Raw genomic sequence first — 16,569 nt, 5'->3', positions numbered from 1 at the left:
TCATTCGCCTCCCAGCATTGCATCCATCATCTTTGCCATTCTGCTCATTTCAAGAACATCATGTACACGTACAATTTCACAGCCTTTAGCTATACCTAAGCATACCGTAGCGCCAGTTCCTTCAACACGTTCATCAACAGGGAGGTCTAATGTTTTTGCAATAAACCTTTTTCTAGAAGTGCCTAAAAGAACGGGGTACCCTAAAGCAGTAAATTCATCAAGCCTGCGCATCACTTCAAGATTTTGCTCGTACGTTTTAGCGAAGCCGATGCCCGGATCTAAAATAATTTTCTCATCTTTTACGCCAGCTTGATGGCATAAAGCGATACTCTCTTCTATATCTTGTTTCATATCTAGAAGTAGATCTGTGTACTCTGTATTGTCACGATTGTGCATCAAAATAATTTCAACACCAGTGTCAGCTGCTACTTGAGCCATCAGTGGATCAGCCTTAGCTCCCCATACATCATTAATGATCGTCGCACCCGCCTTAATGGCTTCCCGAGCTACGTACGCTTTGTACGTATCAATAGAGATCGGAACATCCGTTACACCTCTTACCGCTTCAATGACCGGAATGACTCTGGCAAGCTCTTCATCTGCCTCGACTTTTTCAAAGCCAGGACGAGTTGATTCTCCACCAATATCAATAATATCAGCACCTTGCACAATCATTTCCAACGCTCTTCTTTTAGCTGCTTCGACATCGTTATATTTACCGCCATCAGAAAAGGAATCTGGGGTTGCATTCAAAATCCCCATAATTTTTGTACGTTTACCCACGGTGCACCCTCCTTATAACTCACTCTTGCTCCAAAGCTTTTTGCTGTATAGCTTATACCTTTGTTGCAGCTCTCTCGTTATGGTTTGTTTTGAATCATACGTATGGCGGTCGATACTTGTAAGAGAGACAACTTCTTGTATAGAATTGGTCACAAACACTTCATCGGCCTCATAAAGCTCTTCTTTTGGATACTTTCCTGCATTTACGATATACCCGCTGTCTTCAAACATCTTGATTACAAACTGCCTCGTTATACCATTCAGAATACCCGTTTCAATAGAGGGGGTATACACGATACTGTTCTTTACCCAGAATAAGTTCGAAACAATCCCCTCAGCTAGATAGCCATCTTCCGTTAAAAAAATGCCTTCAACTGAAGGATCTGATCCTATTTCACGTTTAGCCATTATATTATTCAAATAGTGATGTGACTTCAACCGCACCTTCGTTTCAGGTGTATTGCGTCTCGTCTTTAAAATAACACCTTGTTTTTCTCGGCCCATCTGTTCAGGGAGCGACTTGGTATACACTACGGTTACAGGTTCAGTGTATTGCCCCGTATAAAGCCCAAGTCCCTTATCACCCGCAGAAACGTTCCACCTTACATACACATCTTGATCTTGATATTGATTGGCATTGATCAGCTGATCGATGACACGGCTCATATCTTGACGGTTCATCTCCCACTCTATGCCAAGCATATGTAATCCTTCTTGCAAACGGCGAAAATGGTCATCCAATAGAAAAGGATGACCATTATACACGCGAAATGTCTCAAACAACCCTAGTCCATACATGTAACCATGGTCAAAAACAGACACTTTCGCTTGTTCGCCTGAAACGAGTTCACCATCTACATACATCATCATTCTACTGGTTCCTTGCGATATGTCTTAACAAAGTTACGCAATAAAACTTTCCCTGCATCCGTCATAATCGACTCCGGATGGAATTGAACACCTTCAATCGCCAGCTCTTTATGACGAATCGCCATAATTTCTCCCGCTTCCGTTTCAGCTGTAATCTCAAAGCATTCAGGCAGCGTTTCTCTTTTTACAATTAACGAGTGGTAACGAGTAGCTGTTAGCGGCGTAGGAATATTTTTAAAGATTGTTTTCTCATTATGATGGACTAAAGAGGTTTTACCATGCATTAAACGCTCTGCACGAATCACATCTCCACCAAACACTTGAGCAATCGATTGATGACCGAGACATACACCGAAGATAGGAATTTTACCAGCAAAGTAACGGATTGCCTCAAGGCTGATCCCCGCCTCATTAGGACTGCACGGTCCAGGTGAAATCATTAAGTAATCAGGGTTAAGTTCTTCAATTTCTTCAATTGTAATCTGATCGTTACGCTTAACAATCAGCTCTTCTCCCATTTCCCCTAAATACTGCACCAAGTTATACGTAAAAGAATCATAGTTATCAATCATAATAATCATAAATAGTTCCTCCTCAGCTCAACTAGCTATTTAATTTCGAACTCAACTCTTCTTCACTCAACTCAAGGGCATGCCACAATGCTCTTGCTTTCTTTAATGATTCCTTATACTCATGCTTAGGGTTTGAATCAATTACAATTCCTGCTCCCGCCTGCACATGAGCCTGCCCATCCTTACACACCATCGTCCGGATTGTAATATTCAACTCCATTTCATCGTTAAACCCAATCCAGCCGATCGACCCTGTGTAAATACCTCTTCTTACAGGCTCTAGCTCTTCGATAATTTCCATCGTCCGTACTTTTGGTGCACCCGTAATTGTTCCTCCAGGAAAAGTCGCTCGTATGACCTCATACAAATCGTATTGATCATTGAGCATCCCGCGCACATTAGAGACGATATGCATCACGTGTGAATACTTTTCAATCACCATTAATTCGTTTACTTCGACAGTGCCGTACTCACAAACACGCCCTAAATCATTTCTCTCTAAATCCACAAGCATCACATGTTCAGCTCGTTCTTTTTCATTTTCTATTAAAGTCGCAGCAAGCTCTCTGTCTTCTTCTTCATTTTTTCCACGTGAGCGCGTTCCTGCAATCGGACGCGTACTCACTTCCATTCCTTGCTTTTTTACGAGCAGTTCTGGTGAAGCACTAACAAATTGGACATCCGGCGTTTCGAAATAGCTCATGTATGGAGATGGATTCAATTTTCGCAGTGTCTCATACACATGCATCGGTTCGCACCTAAGCCCTTTAGACTGTCTCACCGATAGATTCACCTGAAAAACATCTCCAGCTGCAATGTACTCTTTAATTTTTTCTACTGCAGCCCCAAACTCCTCTTCACTCATCGAAGCATCTGCATCAGGATTAGCTTCCCTAGCCCCATAACTCCAAGTGGTTTCAGCAGACGTCTTTGTCCATAATTCTTCGTAATGCTTTAATCTTTCCTCTAACTCACTTACATGATCTTGTTCTCCATGAACAATGGCCCACATCTTTTCTTCCTTATGCTCATAAATAAATACATCATGAAAAAGCATAAAGTAAAGATCAGGCAGACCTAGATCATCGTTTGATATATGAGGAAGCTTTTCGATTTCCCGGACAATATCATAGCTTAAGTAACCAATCGCCCCTCCTTGAAATGAAGGTGTATCTGGCAATACAGCTGTCCGGTAAGGCGCCATAACCTCTTTTAATGAATCGAGAAGTTTCCCATTTTTCGTTTCGGTTTCGTTTCCCCGTTTAACGGTAAGAACCTCGCCCTTCCCTTCCACAATCGCAAACGGATCAAGTCCTATAATACTGTATTGACCGCCGCGCCCGCTTTCTAAAAGGACGTGATGGGGTTTTTCATTAGATAATCGTTTATATACTTCAAACCATTTTTCTTTGCTTAATGAAAAAGAACTCGCCTTTGCGGTCCAATTCATCTTTTCTTTTGATAGGCCATTCCGTTCCAACGGCTTCACTCCGTTCATTTCATTTCTTTCTACTATCCATTCTACATGACAACGAAATAGAAGAAAAGAACAAGACCGAGTAAGAGAGCCGACTAATAATGGAAACGGCCTATAAGAAAAAACAGCCTCACCAGAAGGCGCGGCTGTTTGTCTTCATTTAATCTTCGAATTGATAAAGTGGTGTACTTAAGTAACGTTCACCATTTGAAGGAATAATCGCTACTACCTTTTTACCCGGTCCAAGCTTTTCAGCTAATTGAAGCGCAGAGTAAATGGCAGCCCCAGATGAAATTCCTCCAAGGATTCCTTCTTCTCTTGCTGCACGACGAGCATATTCAAATGCTTGCTCAGTGGATACTTGAATAACTTCATCATATACAGCGGTATCTAGAATATCTGGAACAAAACCCGCACCAATTCCTTGAATCTTATGAGGTCCTGGGTTTCCTCCTGATAAGATTGGCGAGTCTTGAGGTTCTACTGCTGCAATATGCAGGTTTGGAAAATGTTCTTTCAAGAAACCGCCGGCACCTGTAATCGTACCGCCTGTTCCAATTCCAGAAACAAACCCATCAAGCTGCCCATCTACTTGCTCTAGAAGCTCTTTTCCTGTCGTCTCACGATGGATTTTAGGGTTGGAATCATTTTCAAATTGCTGCGGCATGAAGTAGCCGTTTTCTTTTGCAAGCTCTGTCGCTTTACGGATCGCACCGCCCATCCCTTCTGGTCCTGGCGTTAGAACAAGCTCAGCTCCATAAGCGCGTAACAAGTTACGACGCTCCATACTCATTGTCTCAGGCATTACTAATTTCGTTTTATATCCTTTTGCAGCTGCGACCATTGCTAATCCAATTCCTGTGTTACCACTTGTCGGTTCAACAATTGTATCTCCAGCTTTTAATGTCCCATCTTTTTCTGCAGCTTCGATCATTGCTAATCCAATACGATCCTTTACACTGCTCCCCGGGTTCATAAATTCTAATTTCAAATACACATCGGCGTGCTTATCAGTAACAAGACGATTTAATTTTACTAGCGGCGTGTTGCCAATTAACTCCGTAATTGATTGAACAACTTTCATGGATAGCGCCTCCTAATCCCAAGTAATTTCATAGGTTTTGTATAAATAATGTTAGCAGACGTTTTCAGATAAGTCAATCAATAAAAAGCCCAATTTCCAATTTATTTAGTTTCTGTTAGTAATTTCTCTAGCTCAGCGACATCAAACGCATAGACTTCATTACAGAAGTTACAGCGAGTTTCAGCTCCCCCGTCTTCGTCAATCATTTCTTGAATTTCTTCTTTACCAAGACTCGTAATAGCATTCGCTACACGTTCTTTAGAGCATGCACATGAGAAAGCAACCGGCATATGATCTAAAAACTTAACATTATCATCACCAAGCAGCGCTTTTAACATTTCTTCTGGCGGCATACCTGCTTCTACAAGCTTTGAAATTGGAGGAATCGAGTTTAGTCGTTTTTCGATTTCAGAAATGACTTCATCATCCGCACCTGGCATTAATTGAATAATAAATCCGCCCGCAGCCAAAATAGAGTTGTCTGGATTTACCAGAACCCCTACACCAACTGACGATGGAGTTTGTTCTGAAGAAGCGAAATAATACGTGAAATCTTCCCCAAGTTCTCCTGATACAATCGGAACACTTCCAGTAAAGTTATCTCTCATACCGATATCTTTTACAACTGATAAATAGCCATCCGTGCCTACTGCACGAGCTACATCAAGTTTCCCGTGCTCGTTAAGGTCGAAATGTGTTTGAGGATTCGTTACATAACCGCGAGATTCTCCTTTTGTATTAGCATCTACAATAATTGCTCCAATTGGACCGCGGCCTTCAATCTTCACCGTTAATTTAGCATCACCTTTTAACATGGCTCCCATCATTGTGCTTGCCATCATCGCACGCCCTAAAGCAGCTGATGCAGTCGGCCATGTCCCTTGTCTTCTAACTGCCTCATTAATCATATCCGTCGCTACTAATGCATATGCACGAACTTTGCCTTCAAACCCTGTTGCTTTTACTAAATAATCACTCATTGTAATTCTCCTTTATTTAGAAATTGTTTTTATGTTGTTCTTTATTTTTCTCATAAATAATCCTTAAGCCTTTTAATGTCAGTAAGGGATCAACCACATCAATACTTTTAGCTTCTGTAGAGATAAGGCTCGCTAACCCTCCTGTCGCAATAACAGCAGGAGTTTCTTTTGATTGTTCCTTCATGCGGCCGACAATCCCATCAACTTGACCGACATAACCAAAAAATATCCCTGCTTGCATCGCGTGTACCGTATTTTTTCCCAGCACATCCACAGGCTTCGCTATTTCAATTCGCGGCAGTTTTGAAGCCTTTGTATATAGGGCTTCTGTTGAAATCGAGATGCCGGGTGCGATGGCCCCGCCCATATATTGTTTTTGCTCGTTTATATAGCAGTAAGTTGTAGCTGTGCCAAAATCCACAATAACAAGCGGCGAGCCGTATAACTCTATAGCGGCAACTGCATTGACAATTCGATCTGCCCCTACTTCGCGCGGGTTATCATATTTTATGTTCAACCCTGTCTTTATTCCAGGACCAATGATCATAGGATTTAATTTAAAATATCTCTTGCACATTTGCTCGAGTGTATACATGATAGGCGGGACGACTGAAGAGATAATAATTCCTTCAATCGATTCAAAGGGCAAGCCCTTGTCCTCAAATAATGCTTTAATGGTCATCGCATATTCGTCTTCGGATTTTTGCCTGCTCGTTGCTATACGCCAATGATAGATCAATTCATGTTTTCTATATACACCTAAGGCAATGTTTGAATTCCCTACATCTGCCACCAGAATCATCTGCCTCACCTCTTATCTCTGGTCAAACCTAGTACAGATTTGAATCTAATTTATATGTGGCCAAACAACTGAATTTAAGTTTAAACGAAAGAAAAGAGGATGTCGATTCCGACACCCTCCCTTTCATCAAAAAGATTAATCATTCTTTTTTATTTGTATCATCTTCAAACGAACGATTATCCTCCACCGATGGATCTTTTTCAATCGGCTCATCTGTGTTTGGTTCCTGCGGCTGTTCAGCCTCTACTTGCGGTGTTTCTTCTTTTTTAGAGTTGATGTTCACTTTCACATCTGACTCCGATGCTTTCTCTTTTTCAAGGTGAGCGTTTAAATGATGATCATCAGGAAGTTTTCCTTCATGCACCAATGATTTAATTTGCTCCGCATCTAACGTCTCCATATCAAGTAACGTTTTCGCTACAAGATCAAGACTGTCTTTATTTTCAAGAAGAATTTGTTTACAACGTGCGTAACATTCTTTAATAATACGTTGTACTTCTAAGTCAATCTCATGAGCAATCGCATCACTGTAGTTCTGCTCATTTTGAATATCGCGACCAAGGAATACTTGACCGCCAGACCCAGAAATAAACTGCATCGGACCGAGCTTTTCACTCATTCCGTATTCTGTAACCATTTTTCTAGCTATACCGGTAGCTCGTTGGAAATCATTATGAGCACCCGTACTTACTTCTCCAAAGGTTACTTCTTCCGCCACACGGCCACCTAAGAGTCCGATAATCTTATCAAGTAGCTCTGGCTGTGTCATGAAATAACGGTCTTCTTTAGGAAGCATAACCGCATATCCTCCCGCCATACCACGAGGGACGATCGTTACTTTATGAACCATGTCAGCATTCTCAAGCTTCACACCTACAACGGTATGTCCAGCTTCATGCCATGCAACAATTTTCTTTTCTTTAGGTGAAATAACACGGCTCTTTTTAGCCGGCCCTGCAATTACCCGGTCAATCGCTTCTTCAATATGAATCATGCTGATCTTCGTGTGATCATGTCTTGCTGCCACTAACGCTGCTTCATTTAGCAGGTTTTCAAGATCAGCCCCTGAGAAGCCAGGTGTTCTTGTAGCAATGGTCTTTAAGTTTACATCATCATTTAAAGGTTTGTTTCTTGCGTGAACCTTTAATACTTCCTCACGTCCATTTACATCTGGACGGTTAACTTGAATTTGACGGTCAAAACGGCCTGGGCGAAGAAGGGCTGGATCTAGAATATCCGCACGGTTTGTAGCCGCAATAATGATAATTCCTTCGTTTGCGCTGAAGCCATCCATCTCAACAAGTAATTGGTTTAATGTTTGTTCACGCTCATCATGTCCGCCGCCAAGTCCAGCTCCACGCTGACGACCTACTGCATCAATCTCATCAATAAAGATGATACATGGGGCGTTTTTCTTCGCATTTTCAAATAAATCACGTACACGGGATGCACCGACACCGACAAACATCTCAACGAAGTCTGAACCACTAATTGAGAAGAACGGTACGCCAGCTTCACCAGCTACTGCACGAGCAAGTAATGTTTTACCTGTACCTGGAGGTCCTACTAAAAGCACCCCTTTTGGAATACGAGCGCCAATTGCAGAGAATTTACGAGGGTCTTTTAAGAACTCAACAACTTCTACAAGCTCTTGTTTCTCCTCATCTGCACCAGCAACATCTTTAAATTTCGCTTTTTTCTTATCTTCATTAACCATTTTCGCCTTACTTTTACCAAAGTTCATCACTCGGCTGCCGCCGCCTTGAGCTTGACTTAGTAAGAAGAAGAAGAGAATAAAGATAATGATAAACGGAATAATCCCTGTGAAAAATTGAACCCACCCGCTCGTCTCATCAGCCGGCTCAATTTCTAAATTAAATGGTGTTCCTGTTGGGTCTTCTGCATTAAATAAAAGTTCAGCAGTCTGCTCGCTGCGTAGAGCATACGTTTGGAAAAACTCATCTTCAGCTTGATCATTAAATTGACCGCGCACTAAGTACACTTGTCTCTCAGGTTTCACTGATAATTCTTGAACCTGACCATTCTCAAGCCTTTCAGCAAATTCATTAAACGATACGTTCTCTGTTTCTGTTTGATCAGAGTTGAATACACTCACAATCCCGACAATGACTAGGAAAATGAGTAAATAAAAAATCGTATTACGGAATATCCGATTCATCCTTGACCTCCTCCGACGGGCATTATAGCTTCGTTTATCGTATCATAAGTAATCTTTACCACTCAAATATTAACTCTCGTAGATCTCTGGCTTTAACACACCGATATACGGCAGGTTACGATAACGCTCAGCATAATCTAGCCCGTATCCAACAACAAATGCATCTGGCACTGTAAAACCAGCCATATCTGGAACAAGGTCAACCTTTCTTCCGTCCGGCTTATCAAGTAAAGTAACTACTTTCACTGACTTCGCTTTACGGTAGTGGAAAAGCTTAATCAAATAGCTTAACGTTAAGCCGCTATCAATAATGTCTTCAAGAATTAATACATCACGGCCTTCAACAGATGTATCTAAGTCTTTTAGAATCTTCACTTCACCTGAAGAAACCATACCAGCACCGTAGCTTGAAACATCCATAAAGTCCATTTCAAGATGTGTGTCTATACGCTTTGTTAAATCACCCATAAACGGCATTGCGCCTTTTAAAACTCCTACTACTAAAGGAAAACGACCATCATATTCTTCTGTAATCGCCTTTCCTAACTCTTTCACTTTTTCTTGAATTTCTTCTTCTGAGATTAATACTTCTTTAATTTCGTCCCTCATCAATTTAAAATGCCCCTCCTGTAATGGACTTATAATCATGAAACAAAAAAAACTCATCATTTGGTCAAATACTAATACATGGTACAAATACTAATACAAGTACACGCTTCGTCTGTTCCGTGATGACTGCACTTTTTGATCGATGCAAAAGAGGAACCCATAATAATTCTCCGCTTCCATCGACTAGCAAAGGCCATACCTTTCTTACCGCAGAATCCACTTTCCGGTCTATATACAGCCGGTTTACTTTTTTCGTGCCAGACATTCCTCTAAGTGAGATTCGATCACCCGGCAGTACACCTCTAATAGAAAGAGGGAATACTACCTTATCAGCATCTAAGTGAAGCATATGCTTTTGATCTACAGGTATGTCCGAAGTCTCTAGATAATAGGAAGTGAATGTTCCGGCAGCAGTATCTGTTTTTCCCGGCACCGTTAGAGGAACAAGAGGTTGTTCTTCTTTTATTTGCGGCTTTAGGGTAAAGTGGCAGCAGTCATAGCTAAGGTATACAAAAAGACCGTTTGCTAAATGAAGTTCTTTAGACGGTTCCTGCCTGTTGAGCAAGCGGATAATCTGCTCGATATGTATAGATGTACTAGATGGTGAATTTTTCCCGTAAAGATACCTTAATATTAGATGAATCACCCTTCTTTGTAAAGGGAAGCGCAGACGTTCTGTTGCTTCAATCGAAATTGTAATGGATTGTTCACTTTTTTTGACAACAATTGACTTAAATGCCTCTTCTGCTAACTCCATTAAATAGCTCTGATCATCACGCTGCCACTCTTGAAAACGTTGCATATGAATGTGCACAGATGGGTTTTCCGACTTAATAAAGGGCATAATCTGTTGTCTGTACCGATTTCTTGTGTACTTCATTGAATGATTGCTCGAATCTATACGCGGGGTGATTCCTTCCCTCTTACAATAATGCTCGATTTCTTCTTTTGTTATTCCCAAAAACGGGCGAATTACAAACCCGTTTTGAAGAATTCTCTTCACATTAATTCCTGACGGGACAAGCAAGTTTCCTCCCCGCACCATAGTCATTAAGATCGTTTCCGTTTGATCATCACCATGGTGAGCGGTAGCTATACATGAATGCGGGCGATTTTCTAACCATTCATCAAACCACTGATACCTTAGTTCGCTGGCTGCTTTTTGCGTCCCCATTTTGTTTTGTGAAGCGAATGTTTGTACATCCATTTTCTTAGTATGTAAAGGGATGTTATGCTCTGTGCAAAATTTTCGCACGTACTGCTCGTCATCAACTGATTCAGCGCCCCTCAGTTGATGATTAACATGGACAGCCTCAACTTCTATCCCGTACATCTCACGCCGTTTTATTAAGTAATGGAGAAGTGCCATAGAATCAGGACCTCCGGACACGGCAACAAAAACGGTTTGTACTTCATTTAATAGTTTATGTTTTATAATAAAATCATGAACGTCTTGACTCATACCGCTGCCCTATACCCCCTTTACCAAATGAGAAAACCGACAACGCAAACACCAGACCTGCAGCAATCGCCCCTGCTTGGAGCATCGTTTCAATTCCAAGCTGAAGTCCCTCGATGTAATTTCCATCCACAAAAGCAAGCATGGTAAAATAAGCTCGGCTTCCCGGTACGAGTGGTATAATTCCTGGAATACTAAAAGTGGTCACCGGTACTCGGTATCTTTTGGCTAAGAAATGCGAGATGGTGGCACTTACAAGTGATGCAATCGCTGTTGCAAAAATTACGGATATATCCCAGTTAGGTAAGGTAGAATAAATAAACCACGCCACAGATCCGATCAATCCGCCAAGCCAAATAACTTTATAAGGAACATTAAAGATGACTCCAAAAGCAACGGTTGCCATAAAACAAAAGATAAGTTCTACTATCATTGGTATCCCTCCTTATAACAGCAAGGCTATAGCTAATGCAATGCCTGTTGCTATTGATAATGCTGTAATCACAGCCTCTGCTCCGCGGCTGACTCCGGCTATTAAATCTCCAGACATCAAATCACGCACAGCATTTGTAAGAGGAACACCTGGGACAAGCGGCATTAACGTTCCAATAATCACTTGGTCTAAGTTTTCACCTAAGCCAAGCAACACTAGAAGAATAGCTACTGCGCCTCCCAAAAATGCAGACATAAATTCAGCAAAAAATTTGACCTTCATATACTCCTGTAATGCTACTACACTAAAGCTAGCCGCAAAGCCTGCAATAAAGGCTGGAATCGTATCAAATAAGTTCCCGCCGAATAAATACGAAAAAGCCCCTCCTGCTACACCTGAAGCAATATGTAGAAGCCATGGAGAATAATTCATCGGGGCTTTAGCAATTTCCTCTAATTTTTTATATGCCTCATCCCCGTCCAATAGGCCGCTTACGAACTCCCTCGATAATTGGTTAACAAGAGAAACCTTATTTAAATCCTGCATCCGATCATCGACACGGATCATCTGCATGACATCATTGCCTTCTACATCAAACGAAAGAAAAATTCCTGTCGTGGTGACAAAGCTATGCACATTTTTAAACCCGGCAGACTTAGCCATACGCTCAAGCGTCTCTTCTACACGGTATGTTTCTGCACCGTAAGTCAGCATAATTTCTCCAGCGAGCATACAAATGTCCATCATCCGATCTGCATTCATGCCTTGCACCCCCCGTTCTACTCAATTAGCAGCTCCAATCAGCCTTCTTCATTCAGAAGAGCTATCAGTTAATGCAAACATTAACCTCGTAAAGGAACCCTACATCATTTGTCCAAATAAGTATAGGATATATGCTAAAAGAATAAAAGAGCAGACGAGGAAGATTTCAACAAAGTAAGATGGTTTTTTCTTTTTCTGTTTTTGCATCTTCACCTGTTTTTTGACCGGCTTTTGTCTACTTCTTGACTTAGCTTTACTCCGAACAGCCGTTTTTTGTTTTGGTGCCTTATAAGAAGAAGCATTTGATACAGCTTCAACCATATCTTTTCTCATGTCGGCTGCATGAGCGTATTTACCCTGCAATGCTTTATAAATGACATGTTGATACGGGCCTAAATAGCTGCTTTGATCGACCTTTTCTTTTAACAAAACAATCGGCTTATCGCCTTTTTTATCAAATCGCTTAGGGTAGGCGCAGTTTATCATAATCATAGCCACACTAAAAAGATCATAGCTCGGCTCAGCTACTCTTGTCCCGCATCCCCAATACCCACGGTCATAAAACTCTGTGTATTCTTTGATTGAACGGCCGAGTAAGGTTGTACCCCCGACATCAAGCCACCGGATACGAGCAGGCGGGCCTACTACTAGTAAATTATCAGGTTTTAAATCTCCAAAGGCCCATCCAGCTTGGTGGAGCTTATCTAAATCTCCTAACAGCTGAATGATTAAGAGACCGAACCATTCTGCCCCTTTATTGGATAAATACGTAATCAGCTCCTGGCCGTCTAAGTATTCCATCGCATAAAAAGGAAGGGTCACCCCGCCCACTACTGCATCATCTACATCTAGTAAAGAAGGTCCAAGCGTTTGTCCTTGGACCTTCTCAAAGTGCTTTAACACATTTACCTCTGATGTAATAGCCATGTTATCAATTCCTACTTTAAGAGCTACCAGCCCGTGAACCGATTCGGCTAGATATACTTTCCCAGTCGCTCCAGACCCGAGAGAACGTATGATCTTGTACCGTTCTTGATGCCATTTACCAAGCAGCCTTGTCCCGGCAGTCAGCTTATATGCCAGATTCTCTGAAGAGCTGTTCTTCATCACCAGCCATCAAACTCCTTCTTGAACCGCCTTTTGAAAACTTTTGCAATGCTGCTTGCAATGCTGGACCTGTAGGCGTAATACCGCCTGATGATAATTTATGGAATACACCAGTAAGAGACTGAAGCTGAGGTGTCCAATCTAGTAAACGGTCAACCTCACGTCTTTTCCCGGGAAATGCATAAAGTGCAAATCGATTTTCACCCATACGTGATGTGAGGCTGATAGAAAGATCTGTTAAAGCCTCTTGAACCATTGGCAGTTTATTATTCATACTTGCACTCGTATCTACTAAAATAAGAACATCCAGATGAATGGTTTCTCCTAATTCATCTACCACTTCCATTACTTGACCTCTTTTTTCGGGAGAGAGATCTTCCATTTCTTGGTCTTTACCTAAAATCTGCTGCAACTCTTTATTTACTACCCCGTGTAAGGTTTGAGTCATCGCTTTTCTAGTCACCATCTGGACGGTTTTTGCGAGCTGCTTTGCATAGACAATTTGGCTGACCCCGCCACCTGCCAGGGCAATTGCTTCAATTTCATCAATTCCTTGTTTATTTAAATGATTCTCATCTACTACCCCAATTACATTCACCGTAATACCTTGCTCTTTAGCAAGCGCCGCAATAGCAACTGGATCTTCTCCTTGATTTGAGTGACCATCTGTTAACAATAAAATTTGCTTTAACGTACCTCTACTCAAAACTGATCCCCTCCAAGTAAACTGAATGTTACCATCATTCACCACCTGAAGAGGATTTATACGTTTAGTATTTATTAAATTGGGGAATATTACCTCTGCCTGAGATGTTATGCTCTCTTTCTTAATAACTTAGGAGACTTATAGAGCGGAATGGCTGCCCACTTCGGTGTATTGCGCTTCACTTCCGCTACAATAATAGTCATATCATCTTCAATCATCCCTCGGCCAGATCGTATGACTTTTTCTAACATGACATCAGCTACTTGCTGAGGATCCGTTGTGTCAAGCTCATTGATCATGCGTCTAACCCACATTTCTTTGTTTTCTACATGTTTTGGAGCTTCAAATATTCCATCACTCATCATAATTAATAGATCTCCCGGCTTTAACTGCTCACTTACGACATCCACATCAAACTCTTGAATAATACCCATGGGCAGATTGCTTGCCTCAATTTTAATGACTTTATCTCCTCTCTTAATAAAGCTTGGAATGGATCCTATTTTCAAGAAACGTGCGGTAGCATCTTGTAAGTCAATCATAGCTAAGTCGAGGGTGGAAAAGATCTCATCTGTTGTTCTCAGTGATAAAACTGAGTTCACTGACTTTATCGCAACGGTCTCTTCAATCCCTGATTGCAGGACCTTCTGCAGCAACTGAAGCGTTTCATTACTCTCTAGGTGAGCACGCTCTCCATTTCCCATTCCGTCACTAATAGCTATCGCGTATTTTCCGGCTCCAAGCTCAATTGTAGAATAACTGTCTCCAGAGACGTATGCCCCCCCTTTTGCTACATTTGCAATTCCTGTTTCTATGACAAATTTTTTCGCGGAACTAAATGAAATATGACTATAGCCATTCGGGTAATAGGACGCTTGCTCTGCTTTTACGACAATCGTTTCTTTTAATAGATCAGAAAGCATTGGGGCAATAATCTTCTCTGCTTGTCCATGTCCCTGATCAAAAGAAATGCTCATTTCAATCTCAATATTCCCTTTCTCTAAATTATAGATATCAATATGGCCAACTTCGAGCCCGACCCCTCTTAGCGCTTCTAGCATTTGCTCTTCTTGATGATGATGAGCCTGCTTTTCCTTTTGAATTTCTTTTGCAAAATCACCCATAACTCTCGAGACACCTAACAGTTGGTCCGCTACTAGCTTACGGCTCTCAAGCACTTGTCTTTTTAATTTTTGATTCGCTTGGAAGTGACCATGTTCATGTTCAATGGCTTGAATGACCTTCTCTGGTTTAATGCACTGCTTTTTCCATTCTGATAAAAGCAGCTGACTTGTCACTTCACCACGCTCCTCGGTTTCTTTCATAAGCTTTTGCATTGACTCATAAGTGGAAGAGAAGTTCTGCACCCAGCACTTTTCTTTTTTGAAGCATGTTTGACATGTTTTTTCTGTTACATTACTTAAGAAGTAGTCAACCTCCCTCTCTGCATCTTCTGGAATATCCGTATCAGGTGAAGTTTGGAAGCTTTGTGATAGTGTTTGAAAAAGTGTAGAGAACTGTTCCACTCGTCCTGCTGTTACATCTCTAATTTTTCGCAAATATTGCTGCTGCTCTTTGGAGTACTCTGTTGTGCCTGGAATATATCTCGCCAGCTTCCCGATAAGATCTCTAGGTGTCAGCATAAATATTGCAATTGCGGCAAGAGATTCGAGCAAAGTGACTCCTAGATTCGTACCCCCTTCTCCGTATAGTCCAATTAATAAGGTACCAACTAATAATCCTATACCGACTCCAATCTTTTTGCCGTCTTTTAATAACCCGCCAAGCAAACCAGAAAATGCAAGTAAGCTCATTTGATACAAGCTTGCCACACTAGCGAGGCTTAATATTAAACCTGTTACGACACCAACAGTCGACCCAATTGCTGCACCACCTACAAAAGCAAAAATTAACACAAGATAGCGAGCTAATACATGTTCCACTGTTACATCATAAATGACCCAGCCAACCGTCCCTGTCATAACAGATGCTAATAAGATAATTAAACAGACAATCTCTTCATTTCGAAGCGGCTGCTTCACTTTTCTTGATGTGACTAGAGGTACACTTTGCAGGAAAATCATAGTAAGAATAAAACTGAGCCCAGCTTCAACTGTTGCCATCATAAGAGCATAATTAGTAATCGTTCCTTCTAAGATAAACACTAAACCCAGCCTCGCTGTCATACTTGCTGCAAACACCGTATACGGCAAAGCTTTTGTCGTTTTATCTACATACCTCCCAACCACTTTTTGCATCAGAACATATAAGAAGATCGCTACGATGACAAAGGCAATGCTGCCATGGTAACTCGTTAGCGCCCCAGCCATTAATGCTAGTGCAGCGATACCCGCCTTCTCTCGTTTCAACATATATACAGCAGCTAAAAACGGAAGAACAAACGGTGTCAGTTCAGATAAAATCATGGCTCGTCCAAGTAAAAAACCTACAACCGCAACAAGCAGGCCCCATTGGTAAAAAATCGCTTGCGTCGTCTTGCCGGCTTTTGTGAGCATTCCACTCGTAAAACTGATTAATCTTTCATGAACCATTACACTGCGAGCAGGTTCAATCATTTCTTTAGCCGCCTTCCTTATCATCATACCCACCACCCATATTAGAATCGTGGTTTCATTATAAACAGAATAGTCTTTCAATTTTTGTCATATTAAGGTTTGGCAAGAAAAGAATCGTTCGACTTAATTCGGCTAAAAGAGGATTAAATACAACAGGTTTAAGCAAAATG

At 41.4% G+C, this 16,569-nt stretch carries 15 protein-coding genes; all 15 read right to left on the bottom strand.

Translation table 11 applies throughout. The features are described from left to right. The 15 genes from folP to spoIIE all read right to left on the bottom strand — a co-directional run bounded on the left by folP (position 1) and on the right by spoIIE (position 16,423). Positions 1 to 762: a dihydropteroate synthase gene (folP, locus tag BPOF4_RS00435; RefSeq protein WP_081457708.1), complete on the bottom strand. Its 762-nt coding sequence runs from the start codon at positions 760 to 762 to the stop codon at positions 1 to 3. Between the two features lie 33 nt (positions 763 to 795). Then, entirely contained in the window at positions 796 to 1,653 is an 858-nt protein-coding gene (gene pabC, locus BPOF4_RS00430) for an aminodeoxychorismate lyase (RefSeq protein ID WP_012957098.1), read from the bottom strand. Next, positions 1,650 to 2,234: an aminodeoxychorismate/anthranilate synthase component II gene (pabA, locus tag BPOF4_RS00425; RefSeq protein WP_012957097.1), complete on the bottom strand. Its 585-nt coding sequence runs from the start codon at positions 2,232 to 2,234 to the stop codon at positions 1,650 to 1,652. Before pabA ends, pabC begins: the two co-directional genes overlap by 4 nt. Before the next feature lie 22 nt (positions 2,235 to 2,256). Further along, entirely contained in the window at positions 2,257 to 3,723 is a 1,467-nt protein-coding gene (gene pabB / locus BPOF4_RS00420) for an aminodeoxychorismate synthase, component I (RefSeq protein ID WP_012957096.1), read from the bottom strand. A gap of 139 nt (positions 3,724 to 3,862) precedes the next feature. Next, the gene (cysK, locus tag BPOF4_RS00415; protein ID WP_012957095.1) at positions 3,863 to 4,786 is read right to left on the bottom strand and encodes a cysteine synthase A; all 924 of its coding nucleotides are present in this window, start codon (positions 4,784 to 4,786) and stop codon (positions 3,863 to 3,865) included. A 101-nt stretch (positions 4,787 to 4,887) separates the two neighbouring features. Further along, positions 4,888 to 5,766 carry an Hsp33 family molecular chaperone HslO gene (gene hslO / locus BPOF4_RS00410; RefSeq protein WP_012957094.1) on the bottom strand — a complete coding sequence of 293 codons (879 nt, stop codon included), beginning with the start codon at positions 5,764 to 5,766 and terminating at the stop codon, positions 4,888 to 4,890. Positions 5,767 to 5,782: 16 nt separating this feature from the next. After that, positions 5,783 to 6,568 carry a type III pantothenate kinase gene (locus BPOF4_RS00405; RefSeq protein WP_012957093.1) on the bottom strand — a complete coding sequence of 262 codons (786 nt, stop codon included), beginning with the start codon at positions 6,566 to 6,568 and terminating at the stop codon, positions 5,783 to 5,785. A gap of 139 nt (positions 6,569 to 6,707) precedes the next feature. Beyond that, positions 6,708 to 8,747, bottom strand: a complete 2,040-nt coding sequence (ftsH, locus tag BPOF4_RS00400) for an ATP-dependent zinc metalloprotease FtsH (RefSeq protein ID WP_012957092.1) — start codon at positions 8,745 to 8,747, stop codon at positions 6,708 to 6,710. Positions 8,748 to 8,816: 69 nt separating this feature from the next. After that, a complete protein-coding gene (hpt, locus tag BPOF4_RS00395; RefSeq protein WP_012957091.1) occupies positions 8,817 to 9,356 on the bottom strand; it encodes a hypoxanthine phosphoribosyltransferase in 540 nt (179 codons plus the stop codon). Between the two features lie 64 nt (positions 9,357 to 9,420). Next, entirely contained in the window at positions 9,421 to 10,818 is a 1,398-nt protein-coding gene (gene tilS, locus BPOF4_RS00390) for a tRNA lysidine(34) synthetase TilS (protein ID WP_012957090.1), read from the bottom strand. Continuing rightward, entirely contained in the window at positions 10,799 to 11,248 is a 450-nt protein-coding gene (locus tag BPOF4_RS00385) for a threonine/serine exporter family protein (RefSeq protein WP_012957089.1), read from the bottom strand. Before BPOF4_RS00385 ends, tilS begins: the two co-directional genes overlap by 20 nt. 12 nt (positions 11,249 to 11,260) lie before the next feature. Beyond that, positions 11,261 to 12,010 (bottom strand): threonine/serine exporter family protein, encoded by a 750-nt coding sequence (locus BPOF4_RS00380; protein WP_012957088.1) that lies wholly within the window; start codon positions 12,008 to 12,010, stop codon positions 11,261 to 11,263. A gap of 99 nt (positions 12,011 to 12,109) precedes the next feature. After that, positions 12,110 to 13,120, bottom strand: coding sequence for a protein kinase domain-containing protein (locus BPOF4_RS00375; protein WP_012957087.1), 1,011 nt, complete (start codon positions 13,118 to 13,120; stop codon positions 12,110 to 12,112). Continuing rightward, positions 13,083 to 13,823 (bottom strand): vWA domain-containing protein, encoded by a 741-nt coding sequence (locus BPOF4_RS00370; RefSeq protein ID WP_012957086.1) that lies wholly within the window; start codon positions 13,821 to 13,823, stop codon positions 13,083 to 13,085. Before BPOF4_RS00370 ends, BPOF4_RS00375 begins: the two co-directional genes overlap by 38 nt. Positions 13,824 to 13,930: 107 nt before the next feature. Further along, the gene (gene spoIIE, locus BPOF4_RS00365; protein WP_012957085.1) at positions 13,931 to 16,423 is read right to left on the bottom strand and encodes a stage II sporulation protein E; all 2,493 of its coding nucleotides are present in this window, start codon (positions 16,421 to 16,423) and stop codon (positions 13,931 to 13,933) included. Positions 16,424 to 16,569 lie beyond the last annotated feature (146 nt).

Origin of the sequence: Alkalihalophilus pseudofirmus OF4, from assembly GCF_000005825.2 — a bacterium.
Taxonomy (GTDB): domain Bacteria; phylum Bacillota; class Bacilli; order Bacillales; family Bacillaceae_D; genus Alkalihalophilus; species Alkalihalophilus pseudofirmus.
The sequence above is the reverse complement of the archived record's forward strand: the minus strand, read 5'-3'. Positions and strand labels throughout refer to the sequence as shown.